The organism is Ancylobacter sp. IITR112, from assembly GCF_041415945.1.
In the GTDB taxonomy this organism is placed as follows: Bacteria; Pseudomonadota; Alphaproteobacteria; order Rhizobiales; family Xanthobacteraceae; genus Ancylobacter.
Genome location: NZ_JBGCUS010000001.1, coordinates 2,486,569 through 2,508,321, shown reverse-complemented (window position 1 = coordinate 2,508,321; position 21,753 = coordinate 2,486,569). Strand labels below are relative to the sequence as shown.

At 69.4% G+C, this 21,753-nt stretch carries 18 protein-coding genes; 11 read left to right on the top strand and 7 right to left on the bottom strand.

Features of this window, described 5'->3' with window-relative positions; translation table 11 throughout:
- The first annotated feature begins 9 nt into the window (after positions 1-9).
- The 7 genes from AAC979_RS12025 (at position 10) to glgX (ending at position 13,778) form a co-directional block, all read left to right on the top strand.
- Positions 10-1,344 carry a cobyrinate a,c-diamide synthase gene (locus AAC979_RS12025; RefSeq protein WP_371347101.1) on the top strand — a complete coding sequence of 445 codons (1,335 nt, stop codon included), beginning with the start codon at positions 10-12 and terminating at the stop codon, positions 1,342-1,344.
- Positions 1,341-1,718 (top strand): DUF423 domain-containing protein, encoded by a 378-nt coding sequence (locus tag AAC979_RS12020; RefSeq protein WP_371347099.1) that lies wholly within the window; start codon positions 1,341-1,343, stop codon positions 1,716-1,718. The genes AAC979_RS12025 and AAC979_RS12020 overlap by 4 nt, the downstream gene beginning before the upstream one ends.
- Before the next feature lie 89 nt (positions 1,719-1,807).
- Complete coding sequence (locus AAC979_RS12015; RefSeq protein WP_371347097.1) at positions 1,808-4,309, top strand: glycogen/starch/alpha-glucan phosphorylase; 2,502 nt, start codon at positions 1,808-1,810, stop codon at positions 4,307-4,309.
- Positions 4,310-4,505: 196 nt separating this feature from the next.
- The gene (glgB, locus tag AAC979_RS12010; protein ID WP_371349048.1) at positions 4,506-6,743 is read left to right on the top strand and encodes a 1,4-alpha-glucan branching protein GlgB; all 2,238 of its coding nucleotides are present in this window, start codon (positions 4,506-4,508) and stop codon (positions 6,741-6,743) included.
- 15 nt (positions 6,744-6,758) lie between these two features.
- Positions 6,759-8,027 (top strand): glucose-1-phosphate adenylyltransferase, encoded by a 1,269-nt coding sequence (gene glgC, locus AAC979_RS12005; protein ID WP_371347095.1) that lies wholly within the window; start codon positions 6,759-6,761, stop codon positions 8,025-8,027.
- A gap of 148 nt (positions 8,028-8,175) precedes the next feature.
- A complete protein-coding gene (gene glgA / locus AAC979_RS12000) occupies positions 8,176-9,633 on the top strand; it encodes a glycogen synthase GlgA (RefSeq protein WP_371347093.1) in 1,458 nt (485 codons plus the stop codon).
- Positions 9,630-13,778, top strand: coding sequence for a glycogen debranching protein GlgX (gene glgX, locus AAC979_RS11995; RefSeq protein ID WP_371347092.1), 4,149 nt, complete (start codon positions 9,630-9,632; stop codon positions 13,776-13,778). Before glgA ends, glgX begins: the two co-directional genes overlap by 4 nt.
- Before the next feature lie 3 nt (positions 13,779-13,781).
- Here the strand turns inward: glgX and AAC979_RS11990 are convergent, their stop codons facing one another.
- Positions 13,782-14,087, bottom strand: a complete 306-nt coding sequence (locus AAC979_RS11990) for a hypothetical protein (protein ID WP_371347090.1) — start codon at positions 14,085-14,087, stop codon at positions 13,782-13,784.
- 299 nt (positions 14,088-14,386) lie between these two features.
- On the opposite strand from AAC979_RS11990, the gene AAC979_RS11985 reads away from it, so the two are divergent.
- The 4 genes from AAC979_RS11985 to modC all read left to right on the top strand — a co-directional run bounded on the left by AAC979_RS11985 (position 14,387) and on the right by modC (position 17,561).
- The gene (locus AAC979_RS11985; protein ID WP_371347089.1) at positions 14,387-14,623 is read left to right on the top strand and encodes a hypothetical protein; all 237 of its coding nucleotides are present in this window, start codon (positions 14,387-14,389) and stop codon (positions 14,621-14,623) included.
- Between the two features lie 164 nt (positions 14,624-14,787).
- Positions 14,788-15,573: a molybdate ABC transporter substrate-binding protein gene (gene modA / locus AAC979_RS11980; protein WP_371347087.1), complete on the top strand. Its 786-nt coding sequence runs from the start codon at positions 14,788-14,790 to the stop codon at positions 15,571-15,573.
- 174 nt (positions 15,574-15,747) lie between these two features.
- Complete coding sequence (gene modB, locus AAC979_RS11975; protein ID WP_371349047.1) at positions 15,748-16,437, top strand: molybdate ABC transporter permease subunit; 690 nt, start codon at positions 15,748-15,750, stop codon at positions 16,435-16,437.
- A gap of 2 nt (positions 16,438-16,439) precedes the next feature.
- On the top strand, positions 16,440-17,561 hold the full coding sequence (modC, locus tag AAC979_RS11970) for a molybdenum ABC transporter ATP-binding protein (RefSeq protein WP_371347086.1): 1,122 nt from the start codon (positions 16,440-16,442) through the stop codon (positions 17,559-17,561).
- Here modC and AAC979_RS11965 read toward each other — a convergent pair.
- From AAC979_RS11965 to AAC979_RS11940, 6 genes are all read right to left on the bottom strand, one after another.
- Positions 17,545-17,739 carry a hypothetical protein gene (locus AAC979_RS11965; protein ID WP_371347084.1) on the bottom strand — a complete coding sequence of 65 codons (195 nt, stop codon included), beginning with the start codon at positions 17,737-17,739 and terminating at the stop codon, positions 17,545-17,547. The two genes, modC and AAC979_RS11965, sit on opposite strands and share 17 nt — an antisense overlap.
- 63 nt (positions 17,740-17,802) lie before the next feature.
- Positions 17,803-18,228, bottom strand: coding sequence for a winged helix-turn-helix domain-containing protein (locus AAC979_RS11960; protein WP_371347082.1), 426 nt, complete (start codon positions 18,226-18,228; stop codon positions 17,803-17,805).
- Between the two features lie 71 nt (positions 18,229-18,299).
- Positions 18,300-19,667 carry a PepSY-associated TM helix domain-containing protein gene (locus AAC979_RS11955; protein WP_371347081.1) on the bottom strand — a complete coding sequence of 456 codons (1,368 nt, stop codon included), beginning with the start codon at positions 19,665-19,667 and terminating at the stop codon, positions 18,300-18,302.
- Positions 19,668-19,773: 106 nt separating this feature from the next.
- Positions 19,774-20,319: a copper chaperone PCu(A)C gene (locus tag AAC979_RS11950; RefSeq protein ID WP_371347079.1), complete on the bottom strand. Its 546-nt coding sequence runs from the start codon at positions 20,317-20,319 to the stop codon at positions 19,774-19,776.
- 78 nt (positions 20,320-20,397) lie between these two features.
- On the bottom strand, positions 20,398-20,811 hold the full coding sequence (locus tag AAC979_RS11945) for a hypothetical protein (RefSeq protein ID WP_371347078.1): 414 nt from the start codon (positions 20,809-20,811) through the stop codon (positions 20,398-20,400).
- Positions 20,812-20,923: 112 nt separating this feature from the next.
- Positions 20,924-21,745, bottom strand: coding sequence for an ATP-binding cassette domain-containing protein (locus AAC979_RS11940; RefSeq protein ID WP_371347076.1), 822 nt, complete (start codon positions 21,743-21,745; stop codon positions 20,924-20,926).
- Positions 21,746-21,753: the final 8 nt, after the last annotated feature.

Below are 21,753 nucleotides of genomic sequence, written 5' to 3'. Positions count from 1 at the left end.
AGCCGCCGCATGACCGCCCGCGCCTTCATCATCGCCGCGCCGCGCTCCGGCTCGGGCAAGACCACGGTGACGCTCGGCGTGGCGGCGGCGCTGCGGGCGCGCGGCGTGCGGGTGCGGGTGGCGAAGTCGGGGCCGGACTATATCGACCCCGCCTTCCACGCCGCCGCCACCGGGCGGCCGGGGCTCAACCTCGACAGCTTCGCCATGCCGCCCGCCCTGATCGACGCGCTGGCGGCGGAGGCGGCGGAGGCGGCGGACACGGTCATCATCGAAGCCTCCATGGGGCTGTTCGACGGCATCGAGGGCGAGGCCGGGCGCAGCGGCGCGGCGGCGGACCTCGCCGCCCGGCTCGGCCTGCCGGTCGCGCTGGTGCTCGACATTTCCGGCCAGTCGCAATCGGCCGCCGCCGTGGTGCGCGGCTTCGCCGGCCATGACCCGCGCGTGCGCATCGCCGGGGTGATCCTCAACCAGGTGGCGAGCGAGCGGCACCGGGCGCAGGCGAGCGCGGCCATCGCGGCGCTCGGCATCCCGATTCTCGGCAGCCTGCCGCGCGACGGGGCGGTGCGGCTGCCCGAGCGCCATCTCGGCCTCGTGCAGGCGGAGGAGCACCCCGCGCTGGCCGCGCAATTGGCGGCGCTGGCGGAACGGGCGGAAAAGCACATCGACCTCGACGCGCTCACCGCGCTCGGCGCGCCGGTGAACCCGGCCGGCGCGGCGCCGGCGGCACTGGCGCCGCCGGGCCAGCGCATCGCCCTGGCGCGCGATGTCGCCTTTTCCTTCGCCTATGAGCATGTGATGGCCGGCTGGCGGCGGGCGGGGGCGGAAATCCTGCCCTTCTCGCCGCTGGCCGACGAGGCGCCCGATTCGGCGGCGGATGCCTGCTGGCTGCCCGGCGGCTACCCCGAACTGCACGGGGAAAGGCTCGCGCAAGCCTTCCGCTTTCTCGATGGGGTGCGGACCTTTGCCCGGACCCGGCCGGTGCACGGCGAATGCGGGGGCTTCATGGTGCTGGGCGAGGCGATCGAGGACGCGGAGGGCAGGAGCCACCCCATGCTCGGCCTGCTCGGCCACGCCACCAGCTTCGCCCGCCGCCGGCTCAATCTCGGCTATCGCCGCGCGGTGACTCTGCATGCCTCGCCGCTGGGGCCGGCGGGGACAAGGCTGCGCGGCCACGAGTTCCATTATGCCAGCGTCACACAAGCCGGCGACGATGCGCCGCTGGTCGCGCTGAGCGATGGGCAGGGTAAGGAGATGGGGCCTGCAGGAAGCCGCCGGGGGCGGGTTTCGGGAACCTTCTTCCACGCCATCGCCACGGACGGCCAGACATACGGAGCCTCGCCATGAACGCCTTTCGCCGATTCCTCGTCTTTCTCGCCGGCCTGATGGGCGCGGCCGGGGTGGCGGCCGCGGCGGCGGGGGCGCATCTGAATGCCGATCCGAATTTGACCACGGCCGCCACCTTCCTCATGCTGGGGGCGAGCGCGGTGGTGGGGGGCTGCGCGCTGGCGGCCCGGCGCGGGCCGGGCTGGTCCTTCGCCAGTGTCGGCGCCGGCATCATCGCGCTGGGTACGCTGCTGTTCAGCGGCGCGCTGGGGCTGCGGGCGCTGTGGGAGATCGTTCTTTTTCCGATGGCCGCGCCGATCGGCGGTACTATGCTCATCCTGGGATGGCTGGTGATCGCCCTCGCCGCGCTGGAAAGGGAGCCCCGTGCCGGCTGAGTTGGCCGAAAGGTTGCATCCGCCACGGGTGAGAGCAGGCGGCGCCTGACCGTTCGCGGCAGGCATCGCAAGGGGAGCACAAGCTGCACATGTCAGTTGAGGTGGAAGAGAAGATGCTGGACACGCCGGAGACACCCGCCCGCCCGATTTCCGCGCAGGGCGACGAGGTCGCCAAGTTCCGTGCCGCGGTGATCTCCAAGCTCACCTATGCGGTGGGCAAGAATCCCGCCGCCGCGAGCGACCGCGACTGGTTTCTCGCCACCGCCTTCGCCACCCGCGACCGCATCGTCGACCGCTGGATCACTTCCACCCGCCAGACCTATTCGGAAGGCCGCAAGCGGGTCTATTACCTCTCGCTGGAATTCCTCATCGGCCGGCTGCTGTTCGACGCGCTGACCAATATCGAGATGCTGGAGACGGCGCGCTCGGCGCTGGGCGATCTCGGCGTCGATCTCGACCGGCTGCGGCAGGTGGAGCCGGACGCGGCGCTGGGCAATGGCGGCCTCGGGCGCCTCGCCGCCTGCTTCATGGACAGCATGGCGACGCTGTCCATCGCCGCCTATGGCTATGGCATCCGCTACGAGAACGGCCTGTTCCGCCAGATGATCAAGAATGGCTGGCAGCAGGAATATCCCGAGGACTGGCTGTCCTTCGGCAATCCCTGGGAGTTCGAGCGGCCGGAGGTTTATTACGACATCGGCTTCGGCGGTTCGGTCGAGGCGGTGGCGCTGGGCGGCGACCGCAAGAAGCAGGTGTGGCATCCCGCCGAGACGGTGGAGGCGGTCGCCTATGACACGCCCATCGTCGGCTGGCGCGGGCGGCATGTGAACACGCTGCGCCTGTGGTCAGCCCGCGCGGCCGACCCGATCCGGCTCGACGCCTTCAACCAGGGCGACCATGTCGGCGCGCTGGTCAACCAGGTGAAGGCCGAGGCGATCTCCAAGGTGCTCTACCCCTCCGACGCCACGCCGGCGGGGCAGGAATTGCGGCTGCGGCAGGAATATTTCTTCACCGCCGCCTCGCTGCATGACCTGATCCGCCGCCATGTCGACAGCTTCGGCGATGTGCGCTCGCTGCCCGACAAGGTGGCGATCCAGCTCAACGACACCCATCCCGCCATCGCGGTGGCGGAGCTGATGCGGGTGCTGGTGGACGAGAACGACATCGAGTGGGACGAGGCGTTCGACATCACGGTGCGGACCATCTCCTACACCAACCACACGCTGCTGCCGGAGGCGCTTGAGACCTGGCCGGTGCCGCTGATGGAGCGGGTGCTGCCGCGCCACATGCAGATCATCTATCAGCTCAACGCCAAGCATCTGGAAAAGGTGCGGGCCCAGTTCCCCGGCGACGACGCGCTGCTGGGGTCGGTGTCGCTGATCCAGGAAGACCATGGAAGGCGCGTGCGGATGGGCAATCTCGCCTTCCTCGGCTCGCACTCGATCAATGGTGTCGCGGCGCTGCACAGCGACCTGATGACCACGACGGTGTTCAAGGATTTCTACCGCCTGTTCCCGGAGCGGATGAACAACAAGACCAACGGCATCACCTTCCGCCGCTGGCTCTATCAGGCCAATCCCGGCCTGACGAATCTGCTGGTCGATGTGTGCGGCCCGGCGGTGCTGGACGACGCTTCCGAGCTGAAGCGGCTGGAGTCGGTGGCGGGCGATTCGTCGCTTCACGACCGGCTGATCGCGGTGCGCCGGCAGAACAAGGTGGCGCTCGCCCGGCTCATCCGCGACCGGCTGGACATCAAGGTCAATCCCGGCGCGCTGTTCGACGTGCAGATCAAGCGCATCCACGAATATAAGCGCCAGTTGCTGAACATTCTGGAGACCATCGCGCTCTATGACGCCATGCGCGCCAATCCGGCGCGGGCCTGGGCGCCGCGGGTGAAGATCTTCTCCGGCAAGGCGGCGGCGAGCTACCAGATGGCCAAGCTCGTCATCAAGCTGGCCAATGATGTCGCCAAGGTGGTGAATGACGACCCGACGGTGAAGGACCTGCTGAAGGTCGTGTTCCTGCCGAACTACAATGTCTCGCTGGCCGAGGTGGTGATTCCGGCGGCGGACCTGTCGGAGCAGATCTCCACCGCCGGCATGGAAGCCTCCGGCACCGGCAATATGAAGATGGCGCTGAACGGCGCGTTGACCATCGGCACGCTCGACGGCGCCAATGTCGAGATCAAGCAGCATGTCGGCGACGACAACATCTTCATCTTCGGCCTCACCGCCGACGAGGTGGAGCAGCGCCGCGCCGCCGGGGTCGACGAGGCCGGCTCGATCCGCAACTCGCACCATCTCGGCGAGGTGCTGGACGCGGTCGGCTCCGGTGTGTACTCGCCCGACGAGCCGGAGCGCTTCAAGCCGCTGGTCGACGCGCTGCGCTACCATGACTACTTCCTGGTGACGACGGATTTCGACGCCTATTGGGACGCCCAGCGCAAGGTCGACCAGCGCTGGAACAACCGGGCGGCGTGGTGGACGTCGAGCGCCATCAACACCGCCAATATGGGCTGGTTCTCCTCCGACCGGACCATTTCCGAATACGCCAAGGACATCTGGAACGTGCCGGTGCGCCCGGTGCGCTGAAGCTCTGGCGCCGCCGGGCCCGGCCCGGCGGCCGCTCTCCCGCGACGGCCGGTCCGCCCCGCCAGGGGCGGGCCCGGCATTAACCTGATGCCGCGACAGGCGGCTGCGACCAGTGGACTTTGTGTTGGCGGTAGAGGAACCTTACCTGCGCGCCGGGCTTGTCCTCGGTGTTTCGGCTCAGGAAGGGTTGGCAGTGATGCAGGCATGGCAGGCACCCGGACGGGAGGTCGAGGCTCTCGTCGCAGGCCGCCATCACGACCCCTTCGCGCTGCTGGGTCCGCACCAGTCCGAGGACGGGCTCGTGCTGCGCGCCTTCGTGCCGGACGCGCAGAGGCTGGACGCGATCGAGCCGGATGGCACGCCCTTCGCGGCGTTTGACTGCCGCCATGAGGCGGGGTTCTTCGAGGTGCTGGTGCCCGGCCGTCCCGCCTGGGCGCGCTATCGCCTGCGAGCGGGCAACGCCGGCGGGACGTGGGAGCTGGACGATCCCTATTCCTTCCCGCCCGTGCTCGGCCCGCTCGACGACCACCTGCTGGTCGAGGGCACCCACCGCACGCTGTATGAGCGGCTCGGCGCGCATCCCGACCGCCATGAGGGCATAGAGGGCGTGCGCTTCGCCGTCTGGGCGCCGAACGCCGCGCGCGTCTCCGTGGTCGGCGACTTCAACCTTTGGGACGGCCGCCGGCACCAGATGCGCAAGCGCGTCGACAGCGGGCTGTGGGAAATCTTCGCCCCCGGCGTCACCGAGGGGGCGATCTACAAATATGAGATCGTCGCCGCCGACGGGCGGCTGCTGCCGCTCAAGGCCGATCCGTTCGGCTTTGCCGGCGAGTTCCGGCCGGCGACCGGCTCGGTGGTGGCGCGTACCGACAATTTCACCTGGACCGACGACGCCCATGTCGCCGCCCGCGCGCAGGGCGAGGCGCGGCGCAAGCCGATGAGCACCTATGAGGTGCATCTGGGGTCATGGCGGCGCGGCGAGGATAACCGCTTCCTCACCTATGACGAACTCGCCGACCAGCTTATTCCCTATGCGCAGTGGATGGGCTTTACCCATCTCGAATTGCTGCCGATTTCCGAGCACCCGCTCGACGCCTCCTGGGGCTACCAGCCGATCGGCCTGTTCGCGCCGACCAGCCGCTTCGGCGACCCGGCCGGCTTCGCCCGCTTCGTCGACAAGGCGCATGCGGCCGGCCTGTCGGTGATCCTCGACTGGGTGCCGGCACATTTCCCCACCGACATTCACGGTCTGGCGCATTTCGACGGCGGGCCGCTCTATGAGCACCCCAACCCGCAGCGCGGCTTCCACCCGGACTGGAATACGGCGATCTACGACTTCGGCCGGCGCGAAGTCGCCAATATGCTGATCGCCAACGCGCTCTACTGGCTCGACCGCTTCCATGTCGACGGGCTGCGCGTGGATGCGGTGGCGTCGATGCTCTATCTCGACTATTCGCGCAAGCACGGGGAATGGTCGCCCAACCCCGACGGCTCCAACGACAACAAGGACGCGGTGTCGTTCCTGCGCCGCGCCAACGAGACCATCTATGCCGAACATCCCGGCACGGTGGTGATCGCCGAGGAATCCACCTCCTGGGCCGGGGTCTCGCAGCCCGTCTTCGCCGGCGGGCTCGGCTTCGGCTTCAAGTGGAACATGGGCTGGATGCACGACACGCTCGACTACATGTCGCTCGATCCGGTCTATCGCCCCTGGCACCACAACCGGGTGACCTTCGGCATCACCTATGCCTTTTCCGAGAATTTCGTGCTGCCGCTCTCCCATGACGAGGTGGTGCATGGCAAGGGCACCATTCTCTCGCGCATGCCCGGCGATGACTGGCAGCAATTCGCCAATATGCGCGCCGCCTACGGGATGATGTGGGCCTATTGCGGCAAGAAGCTGCTGTTCATGGGCCAGGAATTCGCCCAGCGCCGGGAATGGAGCGAGGAGCGCTCGCTCGACTGGCATCTTGCCGGCATGGGCCCCTATCATCGCGGCATGCAGCTTCTGGTGCGCGACCTCAACCTGATCTACCGCGACACGCCCGCCTTGCATGTGCGCGACTGCGAGCCCGAGGGGTTCCGCTGGATCGTGGTCGACGACAGCGCGCAATCGGTGTTCGCCTGGGCGCGCTTCGGCGAGGAGGGCGACGCGCCCGTGGTGATGGTGGCGAACCTCACCCCCGTGCCGCGCCATGATTACCGCCTCGGCCTGCCGCGTGCCGGCCGCTGGCGCGAAATCCTCAACACCGATGCCGACCTTTATGGCGGCTCCGGCATGGGCAATCTCGGCGGCGTCGATGCAGGCGAGGAACCCGCGCACGGCCTACCTGCCAGCGCCCGGCTGACGCTGCCGCCGCTCGCCACGCTGTATTTCATTTGGGAACCGGAAACGCGCGCCGCCGAACGCGACGAGCCGGAACAGAGCAACTGAGGGAGACCACGCGACATGGCACGGCCGACGCTACCGAATGCTCCACTGGCCCGCTCGGCGATGGCCTATGTCCTTGCCGGCGGCCGCGGCAGCCGCCTGATGGAACTCACCGACCGCCGCGCCAAGCCGGCCGTCTATTTCGGCGGCAAGTCGCGCATCATCGACTTCACCTTGTCCAATGCCATCAATTCCGGCATCCGCCGTATCGGCGTCGCCACCCAGTATCAGGCGCACAGCCTGATCCGGCACATGCAGCGCGGCTGGAACTTCCTGCGCCATGAGCGCAATGAGAGCTTCGACGTGTTGCCGGCCAGCCAGCGTGTCTCGGAAACCATGTGGTATCTGGGGACGGCGGATGCGGTGTACCAGAACCTCGACATCATCGAGGCCTATGACACCCGCCACATCATCATTCTGGCGGGCGACCACGTCTACAAGCAGGACTACGAGATCATGCTGCAGCAGCATGTCGACACGGGCGCCGACGTGACCGTCGGCTGCCTCGAAGTGCCGCGCCACGAGGCGAGCGCCTTCGGCGTCATGCATGTCGACGAGCAGGACCGCATCATCTCCTTCCTCGAAAAGCCGAAGGACCCGCCGGCCATGCCCGGCCGGCCGGACAAGGCGCTGGCCTCGATGGGCATCTATGTCTTCGAGACCAAGTTCCTGATCGACCAGCTCCGCCGCGATGCCGCCGACCCGCTGTCGACGCATGATTTCGGCAAGGACATCATCCCCTATATCGTCAAGAACGGCACCGCCTCGGCGCATCATTTCTCGCGCTCCTGCGTGCGCTCCGACCAGGAGACGGCGCCCTATTGGCGCGATGTCGGCACGGTGGACGCCTATTGGGAAGCCAATATCGACCTCACCGGCGTGGTGCCGGAGCTCGACCTCTATGATCGCGACTGGCCGATCTGGACCTATGCCGAGATCACGCCGCCCGCCAAATTCGTGCATGATGACGAGGGACGGCGCGGGCAGGCGATTTCCTCGCTTGTGTCGGGCGGCTGCATCATTTCCGGCTCGTCGCTGCGCCGGGCGCTGCTGTTCACCGGGGTTCGGATCAACTCCTATGGCTCGATCGAGAACGGGGTGATCCTGCCCTATGTCGAGATCGGCAGGTCGGCGCGGCTGAAGAATGTCGTCATTGATTCGCATGTGCGGATTCCCGAAGGGCTGGTGGTCGGCGAGGACCCGGAACTGGACGCCAAGCGCTTCCGGCGGACGGAAAAGGGCATCTGCCTCATCACCCAGCAGATGATCGACAAGCTGGCGCTCTAGGGGGCGTGTCGGTCGGGCCGAAAACGTCACCGTTAAAACCTGATCGACAAAAACCTGCTCTACACTCGGCCCGCGGCGGCGTATGACGCCGCGGCAGCCCCGGTTCTTCCTCGGCAATTTCGTTCACGGCACAAGGCGCGGGTCGGACGTGTCATCGCTCAAGGTTCTTTCCGTCGTCTCGGAAGTCTTCCCGCTGATCAAGACCGGCGGTCTCGCCGATGTCGCCGGCGCACTGCCGGCGGCGCTGGCGCATCACGATGTCGAGTTGCGCACGCTCATTCCCGGCTATCCCGCCGTGATGGCGAAGCTGACCGAGGCGGCGCCGGCGCACCGCTTCGACGATCTGTTCGGCGGGCCGGCGACGCTGCTCGCCGCCAGGGCGGGCGGGCTCGATCTGTTCGTGATCGAGGCGCCGCATCTCTATGACCGGCCCGGCGGGCCCTATGCCGGGCCGGACGGCGCGGACTGGGGCGACAATGCGCGGCGCTTCGCGGCGCTGGGCGCGGTCGCCTCCGGCGTCGGGCTTGGGCTCATCGCCGGCTTCGTGCCCGATATCGTCCATGCCCATGACTGGCAGGCGGGCCTGGCGCCGGCCTATCTGCACTATGCCGGCACGCGGCGGCCGGGCACGGTGATGACCATTCACAACATCGCCTTCCAGGGGCAGTTCCCGGCGCATGATTTCCCCATGCTCGGCCTGCCCGGCCACGCCTTCGGCCTGCACGGGGTCGAGTATTACGGCATGGTCGGCTACCTCAAGGCCGGGCTGCAACTGGCGGACCGCATCACCACCGTTTCGCCGGGCTATGCCGGGGAAATCCTCCTGCCCGACGCCGGCATGGGGCTCGACGGGCTGCTGAATGCGCGTGCGCCGGTATTGTCGGGCATTCTCAACGGGCTTGACGATACCGGCTGGAACCCCGCCACCGACACGCTGATCGCCAAGCCCTTCGACGCCAAGACGCTGAAGGCGCGGGTGGCGAACAAGGTGGCGCTGAAGGAGGCATTCGGGCTGGAGGCCGACCCGGAGGCGCTGCTGTTCGGCGTGGTCAGCCGCCTGTCCTGGCAGAAGGGGCTCGATCTTCTTGCCGACAGCCTCGACACGCTGCTGGGTCTCGGCGCGCAGATGGTGCTGCTCGGTGCGGGCGATGCCGACCTCGCCGGCCGCTTCGCCGCCGCCGCCCATGCCCATCCCGGCCGCGTCGGGGTGCAGCTCGGCTATGATGAGGGCGTGGCGCACCGCATCCAGGCGGGGGCGGATGTGCTGATCGTGCCCTCGCGCTTCGAGCCCTGCGGGCTGACCCAGCTTTCCGCCCTGCGCTATGGCGCGCTGCCGCTGGTGGCGCGCGTCGGCGGGCTGGCCGATACGGTGATCGACGTGAACGAGATGGCACGCACCGCTGGCGTCGGCACCGGCGTGCAGTTCTCGCCGGTCACCGCCCCGGCGCTGCAGATCGCGCTCAAGCGCGTCGCCGGTCTGTGGCAGGACAAGGCGCTCTGGCAGAAGCTGCAGCGCAACGCCATGACGACCGACGTGTCCTGGCAGCGGGCGGCCGGCCAATACAACACGTTGTTCCGCACGCTGGCGGCGGAGCGGGCGGGGTGAGCGACCTCACCCTCACCCCCGGAAGCCCCGAGCCGCTCGGCGTCACCCTCGACGCGCGCGGCGTCAATGTGGCGGTGTTCTCCGCCCATGCGACGCGCATCGAGTTCTGTCTGTTCGACGAAGCGGGCGAGGCCGAGATCGCCCGCCTCGCTTTGCCGGAGCGCACCGGCGACGTGTTCCACGGCCATATTGCCGGCGTGGCGGCGGGCGCGCGCTACGGATTGCGGGCGGCGGGGCCGTGGGCGCCGAAACAGGGGCACCGCTTCAACCCGGCCAAGCTGCTGGTCGATCCTTATGCGCGCCGGCTCGACCGGCCGTTCCGGTTGGACGCGGCCTTGTTCGACAACCGCGCCAGCGGCGCGTTGCGCGACGAGACCGACAGCGCCTTCGCGCTGCCCAAGGCGATCGTGCTGGCGGAAGAGGGGACGGCGGCGGCGGTCCGTCCCACGTTCCGCTGGGACCGGCAGGTGCTGTATGAGCTCCATGTGCGCGGCTTCACCATGCGGCAGGAGGCGATTCCGCCGGCGCTGCGCGGCACCTTCGCCGGGCTGGCCGAACCGGCGGCGCTGGACCATCTGGTGCGGCTCGGCGTCACCACGGTGGAGCTTATGCCCGCCATGGCCTGGATCGACGAGCGGCATCTGCCGCCGCTGGGGCTGAGCAATTACTGGGGCTACAACCCCGTTCTGTTCGGCGCACCCGATCCGCGCCTCGCGCCCGGCGGCTTCGAGGAGATCGCCCGCACCATCGCCGCCCTGCACGCGGCCGGCATTGCCGTGGTGCTCGACGTGGTGCTGAACCATTCCGGCGAGAGCGATGCCTTCGGTCCGACGCTGAGCCTGCGCGGGCTCGACAACGCCACCTATTACCGCCACGCCGCCGACGATCCCTCCCGCCTGATCAACGATGCCGGCACGGGCAACACGCTGGCGCTGGAGCGGGCGCCGGTGCTGCGCCTCGCCTTGGATGCGCTGCGGCGCTGGGCGGCCTGCGGGCTCGACGGCTTCCGCTTCGACCTCGCCGCCACGCTTGGGCGCCGGCCCGACGGGTTCGACATGGAGGCGCCGTTCCTCGCCGCCATGCAGCAGGACCCTGTGCTGCGCGACCTCGCGCTGATCGCCGAACCCTGGGACATCGGACCGGGCGGCTACCAGGTCGGGCGCTTTCCGCCTCTCTGGGGCGAATGGAACGACCATTTCCGCGACACGGCGCGGCATTTCTGGCGCGGCGATGCCGGGGTGGTGGGCGAACTGGCGACGCGGCTCGCCGGCTCCGCCGACATCTTCGCCGGGCGCCACCGCCCGCTCTCGCGCGGCATCAATTTCGTCACCGCCCATGACGGCTTCACCCTGGCCGATCTCGTCGCGTTTTCGGCCAAGCATAACGACGCCAATGGCGAGCATAACCGCGACGGCACCGACAATAATGTGAGCTGGAACCACGGCGTCGAGGGCCGAACCGACGATGCCGCCATCATCGCCGCCCGGCGCGGCGATGCGCGGGCGCTGCTGGCGACGCTGCTGGCCGCGCGCGGCACGCCGATGCTGACCATGGGCGACGAATGCGGGCGCTCGCAGGCCGGCAACAACAATGCCTATGCGCAGGACAATGAACTGACCTGGCTCGACTGGGCGGCGATGGACGGCGAACTCGCCGCCTTCACCGCCCGGCTGGTGAAGCTGCGCCTCGCCCATCGCGCGCTGCGCGGCGACGCGCCGCTGACCGGGCGCCCGCCCGATGGCAGCGGCATCGCCGATGTGGAATGGCGCTCGCCTTCCGGCGGCACGGTGCGCTGGGATGACGGGGGGACCCGCGCGCTGGTGGCGGTGTTCTATGCCCCCGCCACGGCGGAGGAGAGCGCCGACCGGGTGGCGGTGGCGCTCAATGCTTCAGACGCGCTTCTGCCCCTGGTTCTGCCCGAGCCGCGCGACGGCTTCGTCTGGCGCGTCGCCGCCGACACGGCGCAGCCGGACAGGGATGGCGGCGAGGCGGCGGAACTGGCGCCCCGCTCCGTGCTGATCCTCGCCGAGGCGACGGAGCCCGCCACGCCGCGCCGCGCCCCGGCGCCGGAACGGCTCGACATGCTCGCCTCCGCCGCCGGCATTGACGGCCAGTGGTTCACCGCCGACGGCAAGGCGCAGAAGGTGAGCGACGACACCAAGCGTTCGCTGCTCGCCGCGCTCGACCTGCCCGCCGGCACACTGGGCGAGGTGAGCGACAGCCTCGCCCGGCTTTCCGCCCAGCATTTCGACCGCGACATCCCCTTCGCTGCCATTCTGCGCGAGGGCACGGCGCCGCTGCTGACGCTGGCGGGCGAGGCCGCACAGGCGCCGCGCCGGCTGGATCTTTCGATCACGCTGGAAGACGGGCAGGAGATCGCCTTTCCCATCCGCCCGGAGGAGGGTGAGAGCCGCAGCGTGGAACGGCCGGATGGCCGGCTGGCGACGCTGCGCGCGGTGGCCCTGCCGGCGCTGCCGCAGGGCCGGCATGTGCTGCGGCTGGGCGAAGCGGAATGCCGGCTCACCGTTGCCCCGCCCGCCTGCTATCTGCCGCCGGACCTGCAGGGCGGCCGGCGGCTGTTCGGCATCGGCACCCATCTCTACACGCTGACGCGCGACGCGGCGGATCAGGGCATCGGCGATTTCACCGCGCTGGCGGAGCTTTGCGAACGCGCCGCTGCGGCGGGCGCGCGCACGCTGGGGCTGAACCCGCTGCACGCGCTGTTCCCCGACATGCGCGAGCGGGCCAGCCCCTATTCGCCGTCGGACCGGCGCTTTCTCGACCCGATCTACATTGATGTCGCCGCGCTCGGTGCGGACATGGCGGATTTCGCCGCCCTCGCCGGCGCGCCTTCGGTCGATTATGCCGGCGTGTGGGCGGCGAAGCAGGCGGCGCTGCGGACGGCCTTCGCCGCCTTCCAGCGCGCGCCGGAGGCGGATTTCGACCGCTTTGTCGCCGAGGGCGGCGAGACGCTGCGGCGCTTCGCCCTGTTCCAGGCGATTGCCGGCGCCTATCCCGGCCGCGCCTGGCGCGACTGGCCGGATGGGCTCGCCGTGGCCGAGAGCCCGGCGGTGGAGGCGTTCGGCCGCGCGCAGGCGGGCGAGGTCCGCTTCGCCCTGTGGCAGCAATGGGTAGCCGACCGGCAATTCGCCGGGGCGGCGGCGCGTGCCCGGGCGGCGGGACTATCGCTCGGCCTCTATCGCGACCTTGCCGTGGGCACGGCGCTGGACGGCGCCGAGGCGTGGTCCGAGGCGGACATGCTGATGCCGGGCGTCACCATCGGCGCGCCGCCCGATCCGCTGGGGCCGGAGGGGCAGAACTGGAACCTGCCGCCCTTCGATCCGCTGGCGCTGCAGCGCGACGGCTATGCCCGCTATGCCGGGCTGGTGCGGGCCAATATGCGCCATGCCGGCGCGCTGCGTATCGACCATGTGATGGGGCTGCGGCGGCTGTTTCTCATTCCCGAAGGCGCCAGCGGGGCGGAAGGCGCCTATCTCGCCATGCCGTTCGAGGCGCTGGCGGCTCAGGTGGCGCTGGAAAGCGCGCGTGCGCGTTGCCTGATCATCGGCGAGGATCTCGGCACCGTGCCCTTCGGCATGCGCGACCAGCTTTCCGCCGAGCGCATGCTGTCCTACCGCGTGCTGTGGTTCGAGCAGAAGGCGGGGGTGTTCACGCCGCCGCAGGATTACCCGGCACTGGCAGCGGCCTGCGTCTCCACCCACGACCTGCCGACTCTGGCCGGCTGGTGGGAGGGCGCCGATCTCGCGGAGCGGCGCGATCTCGGGCTGATCGACGCCGCCGGCTACGCGGCGGCTCTTGTGGAGCGGGCGAGCGAGCGCGAGAGGCTGTGCGCCGCGCTGCTGCGCGAAGGGCTGCTTACCAGCCTGCCGGCGGAGGCTGCGCCGCTCGACGATACGCTGCTGGCGGCGATCCATGCCTTCGTCTCGCGCAGCCATGCCGGGCTGGCGCTGGCGCAGCTTGACGATCTTGCCGGGGAGAAAGTGGCGGTGAACCTGCCGGGGACCGACACCGAGCGGCCGAACTGGCGGCGCCGGCTGTCGCAGCCGGTGGATGCGGTGCTGGACAGCCCGCGCGCCAGGGCCGCGCTCGCCGCCATGTCGGGCGAGCGCGGCGGCGAGGCGTGAGCCTTACGGGTTCGCGGGCGCCGGGGCAGACGGAGCCGGCGCGGCCGGAGTGGCGGGAGCGGGTTCCGGCGACTCCGCCGGCGGCGTCGAGGGCTGCACGGCCGGGTCGTTCGGCGGCGGCAGAGTGGCTTCCGGCGCCGGGGGCGGCGGGGTGATGGGATCGGCGGCCGGGGGAACCGAAGGCTGGGCCGCAGGCGGGGTCGGGTTTTCCGTCGGCTGGGGCGTCATCCGCCCGGAATACTGGACGGCGGCATAGGCGGCGATCACCAGAACGATCGCGGCCACGATCAGCATCATGTTTCGGCTCATTTACGCATCTCCGGCTGGTGGTCCGGCGGTCGCGCCGGAGATTCCGACAGGCTCGCCCGATCCACGAGGCATGGCTTCACGGGATGCCCGCAGGCGGGGCCGTTGCAGGACAATCCACAGGCGGGCAGGGCCCCGGGGCGCAACAAAGCGGCGCGGCCTGTGGATTTACCATTGTCGCAACGTCATTATTCGACGAAAGTTCCTGCTCCATTCCGCCGCAGGGCGGACGCCGACAAACCGAGCCGCGCCCACGCGGCCGCCGGCCACCGCGCAGCGGGGCCACAGGGGAGGAGACCACCATGCCGCACGCCGAGTTCGACGTAGTGACGCTCTCGCCTTCCACCGTCCGGGTGATGCACCGGGTTGCCCACCACATCTATGAGTTCGCGTTGGAAGAAGACGGCAGCGGCCGCCGGCTGATGCGGGCGCGGCCGCAAGTGACCTGCGGGCACGGCGATGTGCCGGCGCTGGAACTGCTGAGCGCGGCCGAGCAGGTGGCCGCCGCCACAGCGCGCCATACCGGCATGATCGACTGACGCCGGCGCCGGCGGGAGCCGGAGCGTCCTGATTGGCGAGCCGACGCGCCGCTCCGCTGCTGGCAGGGGCGCGCGCTTTCGTGTGTCCCGGTACTGGCTTCTCATAGCTAATCATGTATATGAACGGATACATGTATCGCTTGGGATATAGGAAAGGGCCCGCCATGATGTCTCGCCGCCTTGTTCTCCGAAGCCTTGGCGCCGCTGCCTTCGCGGCGATCCTCGGCCTGCTGGCACCGGCCGCGCATGCCGAGGAGAAGCTCACCGTCTTCGCCGCCGCCAGCCTGACCAATGCGTTTCAGGACATCGGCAAGCTCTACAAGGAGAAGACCGGCACAGAGGTCGCCTTCTCCTTCGCCGCCTCCTCGGCGCTCGCCAAGCAGTTGGAAGCCGGCGCCCCGGCAGGCATTTTCGCCTCCGCCGACAATAAGTGGATGGACTATACCGAAGGCAAGGACCTGACGCTGAAGGCCACCCGCGTCACCCCGATCGGCAACAGCCTCGTGCTGATCATGCCGGCGGACAAGGCGAAGCCGGTGACCATCGACGCCGCCTTCGACTGGACGGCCTTCCTCGGCGCCGATGGCCGCCTCGCCACCGGCCTCACCGACAGCGTGCCGGCAGGCATCTATGCCAAGACCGCGCTGACCACTCTCGGCGCCTGGGACAAGGTGAAGGAGCGCGTCGTCGGCGCCGAGAGCGTGCGCGCGGCGCTGGCGCTGGTGGAGCGCGGCGAGGCGCTCGCGGGCATCGTCTATTCCACCGACGCGGCGATCGCCAAGAATGTGAAGGTGGTCGCCACCTTCCCGGCCGGCAGCCACCCGCCGGTGGAATACCCGTTCGAGATCGTCAAGGGGCAGGACAACCCGGCGACGCGGGCGTTCTTCGACTTCCTGGTAGGGCCGGACGCCAAGGCGGTGTATGCGAAATACGGCTTCGTGGTGAAGTGAGGCGCGTCATTGGCCGGCGGCGGGCCGCCTGCGTAGCGAAATCCGCGTGTCATCCCGGAACGGCCGACAGGCCGTATCCGGGATCGCTTTCAGAATGAAAATAGCGGGCGATCCCGGCTCTCGCTACGCTCGGCCGGGATGACGGCGAGAGGGGACGACGACTTTTCGATGGACATGCTCACCCCCGAGGAATGGACGGCGGTTTACCTCAGCCTGAAGGTGGCGTTCTGGGCGACCGTCTGGAGCCTGCCGCTGGCGGTGCTCACCGCCTTCGTGCTGGCGCGGGCACGGTTCCCCGGCAGGGGCCTGCTGGACGGGCTGGTCTATCTTCCGCTCGTGCTGCCCAAGGTGGTGGTGGGCTATCTGCTGCTGGTCAGCCTCGGCGCGCGCGGCTTTCTCGGCCAGTATCTCGACGCCTGGTTCGGCATCCGCCTCATCTTCACCACCGCGGGCGCGACCGTGGCGGCGGCGGTGGTGAGCTTTCCGCTCACCGTTAACGCCATACGCCTGGCGCTGGAGGCGGTGGACCGGGGGCTGGAGACGGCGGCGCGCACGCTCGGTGCCTCGCGGATTGACGTGTTCTTCTCGGTGACGCTGCCGCTGATGCTGCCGGGCATCCTCTCCGGCGCGCTGCTCGCCATCGCCTCGGCGCTGGGCGAGTTCGGCGCCACCATCACCTTCGTCTCCAATGTCGAGGGCCAGACCCGCACCATCCCGCTCGCCATTTACAGCGCCACCCATATGCCCGATGGCGACGCCATGGCGCTGCGGCTGACGCTGGTCTCGGTCGTGCTGGCGCTCGGCGCGCTGCTGCTGGCCAGCCTCGTCGACCGGCGCATCCGCGTGATGATGGGGCGGGGATAGGCATGATCGAGGTCGATCTCCGTCTCGCCCGCCCGGGCGGATTTGCGCTGGAGTGCGGCTTCGCCGTGCCAGGGGAGGGCGTTACCGCGCTGTTCGGCCGCTCCGGCGCCGGCAAGACCACCATCATCCAGGCGGTGGCCGGCGTGGTGCGGCCCGATGCCGGGCGCATCGTGGTCGGGGGCGAGGTGTTCTTCGACGCCGCGCGCGGCATCGACGTGCCGATCGAGGCGCGGCGTGTGGGCTATGTGTTTCAGGATTCGCGGCTGTTCCCGCATCTCAAGGTCGAAGGCAATCTGCGCTATGGCGAGCGCCGCTGCCGGGCGGCGGAACGCCCGATCCGCTTCGAGGCGGTGGTGGAATTGCTCGGCATCGGTCCTTTGCTGGCGCGCCGGCCGCACACCCTGTCGGGCGGCGAGCGCCAGCGCGTCGCCATCGGCCGGGCGCTGCTGGCGCAGCCGCGCCTGCTGTTGATGGACGAGCCGCTGGCGGCGCTGGACGAGGCACGCAAGGCGGAAATCCTGCCCTATCTGGAGCGGCTGCGCGACGCCATGCGCCTGCCCATTCTCTATGTCAGCCACTCGCTCGACGAGGTGCTGCGCCTCGCCGACACGCTGGTGGCGCTGCGCGACGGGCGGCAGGTGGCGGCGGGGCCGGTGGCGCAGGTGCTCTCCCGGCCGGAAATGCTGCCAGTGGTCGGGCGCTTCGACCTCGGCACGCTGCTGGAATGCGTGGTTGCCCGGCATGATAGCGATCTCGCTTTGTCCAGCCTCGGCTTTGCCGGTGGGGAGTTGCGCGTGCCGCAGGTGGACCGCGCGGTGGGCGAGAAGGTGCGGGCGCGGGTGCGGGCGCGCGATGTCGCCATTGCCCTGGCGAAGCCCGAAGGCATTTCGGTTTCCAACCTGCTGCCGGCGGTGGTGGAGGATGTGGTGATGCAGGAAGGGCCTTATGCCGATGTCGGGCTGCGCGTCGGCGAGGTGCGGCTCGCCTCCATGGTGACGCGCGAGAGCGTGGCGCGGCTGGCGCTGCGGCCGGGGCTCGACGTGTGGGCGATGGTGAAATCAGTGGCGGTGGACAGCCGCAACCCGGATTTCCTCAGTTCTGCCGGGCTCACGGCGCCTGAATGATCGGCGCCACGCCGGGTCCGACCGCCTGTTCGTCGCGCACGAAGCCGATGACCGCGAGGATCAGCAGGCCGATGGTCAGCACGATCAGCACCAGGCGCAGCCGGGCCGAGCGGGCGCGGAACACCCCGAAGGCGCTGAGGACGACGAGAATCAGGATGACGATGAGCAGCGTCTGCATGGTGTCCCCTACGGCGGAGCACCCGCCGGGGGGACAACGGGCGGGGCGCTCGCGGGTTCCCCGCTACCCGTGCCTGCCCGCCTCTTGGTCCTGCGGCGCCAGCGCGGCGCGCAGTTCGTCCACCGCGTCCCGGCTGGCGGCGGCGCTTTGTGCCTCGATGTCGCGGTAGAGCGCGATCAGCCGCTCGCCAAAGGGGGTGAGGTCGGTGCCATGGCCGCGCCGGCCGGGATGGGTTTCCACCACGGGCTGACGGAAATTGCGGCCGATCTCGTCCACCAAGAGCCAGGCGCGGCGATAGCTCATGCCGAGATGGCGGGCGGCGGAGAGAATCGAGCGCTCGCGCCGGATCGCCTCCAGAAGCTCGATCATGCCGGGGCCGAGATGGCGGCCATCGCCGAAATAGACACGGATGAACAGGCCGTCACGCGGGCGCGCCGCGCTCGCCGGGCCGCCGTCGCTGTCGGTTGTCGTGGTTCGTTTCCCGGCCATGCGCGCCTCTTGCCCCTTTTGCGATGTTAGGGGAAGAGGCGCGCGGCGGAAACCGGCGGAGGACGGCCGGCTCAGGCGGTGCGCAGTTTGGGGCGACGGCGGGCGAAGACGAGGTCGAGCGCCACCATCACCACCAGCGAGGCGCCGACCAGCGGGAAGATGACCCCGACGACGGCCATGATGGCGATCAGCCCCCACATCACCCCGGCGCTGGTGGGCGCGGGCGGCACGCCGAGCGAGCCGGCCGGCCGGCGCTTCCACCACATCACCCCGGCCGAGACCGCCATCAGGATGATGGCGAGGCAGATGGCGAGCAGGAACAGCTGGTTCGCCAGCCCGTATTCCTGGCCCATGTGGAAGTTGATGCCCCATTCCAGCGCCTTGCCCGCCGGGCCGTAATCGGCATAGGTCATATCGATCAGGGGCTTGCCGCTGTACTGGTCGAGATGGATGACGCGCTGCTTGTCGAGGTCGTCCGGGTAGATCGAGGCGCTATAGACGCCCGTGGGCGAGGTCGGCAGGCTCAGCGTGTAGCCCGGCGAAATGCCGAGCTTCTCAACGGCGGCGACCGCCGCATCAATGCCGATGGGCTGGCCCGGCGCCGCCGTCGACAGCGGCACCTTGGCCTGTTCCAGCGACCAGGTCGTCGGCCCGTTTACATGCTCCAGATGCTCGTCCGACATCGGGATGTTGGCGCGCACGCCGCTCGGATAGCCGTAATTGGAGCTGTTGGCCCATTCATTGACCTTGGCGCCCCACAGCACCGACCAGGGCATGCCGGAGAGCGACATGAAGCCGATGGCGAGGCCGGCGAAGGCGCCCGTGACGGCATGAACGTCGCGCCAGAAGATGCGCTTGCCCGGCGTGCCGCGCACGCTCACCACTCCGCCCGTCTGCTTGCGCGGCCACCAGAGATAGAAGCCGGTGGCGACCAGCAGGATCGACCAGCCGCCGACGATTTCGATGATGCCGTTGGCGATGGGGCCGAACTCGGCCAGGCTGTGCAGCCGGCGCATCAGCCACATGATGGTGCCGCGGTCGGGTAGCTCGCCGAGCACGCGCGAATCATAGGGGTCGACATAGACCGAGCGGCGGGCGCCCTCGGGGGTCTTGATCACCACCTCGGCCGAGGCGGTGGCGTTCACCGGCGAGATGATCTTCAGCGCCGTACCGGGACGCGCCTTCAGCGCCGCGTCGATCCAGGCGCTGGGCGCCTCCACCGGTGTGGAGCGGGCCTCGACCACCTTCAACTGATGATGCCAGACATTGTCGATCTCCTCGCGGAAGAGATAAAGCCCGCCGGTCACCGCCAGCAGGATCATGAAGGGCAGCACCAGCAGGCCGGCATAGAAATGCCAGCGCCACACGGCGCGGTAGAGATTGGCCGAGTGTTCCTCGGCGCCGAGCGTGCGGTCGGCAGACAGAGTCGTGGTGTTCATCGGAGAGGTTCCGGAAAAGGGGCGTGCCACGGCACGCGCCGAGCCCCGACCCTCACGGCGGAAGGGCCGGTCTCAAGGCGCGCGGCGGGCGATCCGCCGGAGGGGATCAGTTGGCGGGGGTGTCGTGCTGGTGGCTATGGTCGGCATCCGAACCCTTCGGCCCGCCCATGCCCTCGATCTTGAACGAGACGTTCACCGTGCCGGCCTTGGCGAAGGTGAGCGTGCCCTTGAAGCTCTCGCCTTCCTTCAGCGGCTGCTTGAGCTCCATGAACATCAGGTGGAAGCCGCCCGGCGCCAGCTTGGCCTCGCCCCCGGCGGGGATTTCCAGCCCGTCGGGCAGCATGCGCATGGTCATGATGCCGTCCTTGACCGCCATTTCGTGGATTTCCACGCGGCCGGCGACCTCGGCGGTGGCGGCGACGAGGCGATCGGCCTCCTTGCCCTCATTCTCGATGGTTAGATAGCCGCCGCCGACCTTGGCGCCAGCCGGGGTCATGCGGGCCCAGGGATGTTCGATTTCGAGGCTGCCGATCTTGTACTCATGGGCGAACGCCGGCTGAATGACGAGCAGGCCGAGTGCGGCGGCAAGGATGGCGAAGCCGATGCGGTCTTCGGTGCGGCGCAGGGCGCGGCGCAGAATGGTGGTGATCATGTGAGGTCTCCCGGAATCCGGCGGGCGCACAGGCGCATAGCCGGCTATGTGACGGACGTTGAGCGGTGAAGCACGTCGTCAGGCGGCGGGAGGGGCCCGTGTATGGCGGGGCGAGCGCTCGGGCGCGCGGGCAAGGCCAGCGGCGCGCGGCGGAGGCGTGGGGCCGGCGTGATGGCCGGCCGGCAGGGCGGCCATGGCCGGCAGCGGCGGCGGCAAGGCGGCGGCGGGCGCCGCCTGGCAGCCGGTGAGGCAGCAATCAGGGGTGTGGCGGCCAGATTCGCCCGGCGCGTCGGGTGCGCCATGGCTGTTAAGGCAGAGCGTCCGGCCGAATTCATCAATGGCGATGAAGCCGGCCGCATGGGCGCCGCTCGCCATGCCGCCGAGAAGCGCCTGCAGCACCAGCACATAGGCGACAGCCAGCACCAGCGCCAGCCGGCGCAGCGGCGCGTCGGCGAGGCGGATCGGCTTGGCTGTGGTGTCGGCTGCGGACACGGCGTGCTCCCTTACCCGCCTCATAACACAGGCGGGCAGGAGCCGGAACAGCGGCACGCCGCCGCTCCCCGGCCCCTTGCTCCCCGCTCCCTTGGCGCGGATGGGGTGCGGTTCAGTCGGTGGAGGCGCCCGGGCCGGCCAGCGCGCCGGGCGGGCTCTTGCCGAGGATGATCATGCCGAGCACCTCGTCCTTGGTCACGTCCGAGGTGCGGGCGGTGCCGACCAGCTTGCCATTCTTCATCACGCTGACGCGGTCGGCGAGATCGAACACGTCGTGAATGTCGTGGCTGATGAGGAAGATGGCGATGCCCTCGGCCTTGAGCTGCTTGATCAGCTCGGCCACCTGCGCCGTCTCCTGCGGGCCGAGCGCGGCGGTGGGCTCGTCCATGATCAGGATCTTGGCGTTGAAGTGGATGGCGCGGGCGATCGCCACCGACTGGCGCTGGCCGCCGGAGAGGCCGCGCACCGGCTCCTTGAACTTGCGGAAGTTCGGGTTGAGCCGGCCCATCACCTCGCGCGTCGCCGCTTCCATCGCCACGTCGTCGAGCGTGCCCCAGGGGGTCATCAGCTCGCGGCCGAGGAACAGGTTGGCGGCGGCATCGACATTATCGGCCAGCGCGAGGGTCTGGTAGATGGTCTCGATGCCGTAGCGCTTGGCGTCGCGCGGATTGCCAATATCCGCTTTCTCGCCATTGATACGGATCTCGCCGGCATCGGGCCGGTAGGCGCCGGCGAGGATCTTGATCAGCGTCGACTTGCCCGCGCCATTATGGCCGAGCAGGCCAACGACCTCGCCGGGATAGAGATCGACGGACACGCCGTCGACGGCGCGGATGCCGCCGAAGGCGATGCAGATGTCGCGCATGTCGACGGCGGGGGTGCCGCTCATGCGGGAGGAGCCGGGAGTGGCGACGGGCGACGTGACAGCGTTCATGGTCGCGC

Bases quoted from the DNA above. Each gene is read 5' to 3' on its own strand.
- AAC979_RS12015 (WP_371347097.1), top strand. From the start codon at position 1,808: ATGTCAGTTGAGGTGGAAGAGAAGATGCTGGACACGCCGGAGACACCC.
- glgB (WP_371349048.1), top strand. From the start codon at position 4,506: ATGCAGGCATGGCAGGCACCCGGACGGGAGGTCGAGGCTCTCGTCGCA.
- AAC979_RS11955 (WP_371347081.1), bottom strand. From the start codon at position 19,667: ATGAACACCACGACTCTGTCTGCCGACCGCACGCTCGGCGCCGAGGAA.
- AAC979_RS11950 (WP_371347079.1), bottom strand. From the start codon at position 20,319: ATGATCACCACCATTCTGCGCCGCGCCCTGCGCCGCACCGAAGACCGC.
- modA (WP_371347087.1), top strand. From the start codon at position 14,788: ATGATGTCTCGCCGCCTTGTTCTCCGAAGCCTTGGCGCCGCTGCCTTC.
- AAC979_RS11990 (WP_371347090.1), bottom strand. From the start codon at position 14,087: ATGAGCCGAAACATGATGCTGATCGTGGCCGCGATCGTTCTGGTGATC.
- AAC979_RS12020 (WP_371347099.1), top strand. From the start codon at position 1,341: ATGAACGCCTTTCGCCGATTCCTCGTCTTTCTCGCCGGCCTGATGGGC.
- modC (WP_371347086.1), top strand. From the start codon at position 16,440: ATGATCGAGGTCGATCTCCGTCTCGCCCGCCCGGGCGGATTTGCGCTG.
- modB (WP_371349047.1), top strand. From the start codon at position 15,748: ATGCTCACCCCCGAGGAATGGACGGCGGTTTACCTCAGCCTGAAGGTG.
- AAC979_RS11940 (WP_371347076.1), bottom strand. From the start codon at position 21,745: ATGAACGCTGTCACGTCGCCCGTCGCCACTCCCGGCTCCTCCCGCATG.
- AAC979_RS11960 (WP_371347082.1), bottom strand. From the start codon at position 18,228: ATGGCCGGGAAACGAACCACGACAACCGACAGCGACGGCGGCCCGGCG.
- AAC979_RS11985 (WP_371347089.1), top strand. From the start codon at position 14,387: ATGCCGCACGCCGAGTTCGACGTAGTGACGCTCTCGCCTTCCACCGTC.
- glgC (WP_371347095.1), top strand. From the start codon at position 6,759: ATGGCACGGCCGACGCTACCGAATGCTCCACTGGCCCGCTCGGCGATG.
- AAC979_RS11965 (WP_371347084.1), bottom strand. From the start codon at position 17,739: ATGCAGACGCTGCTCATCGTCATCCTGATTCTCGTCGTCCTCAGCGCC.
- AAC979_RS12025 (WP_371347101.1), top strand. From the start codon at position 10: ATGACCGCCCGCGCCTTCATCATCGCCGCGCCGCGCTCCGGCTCGGGC.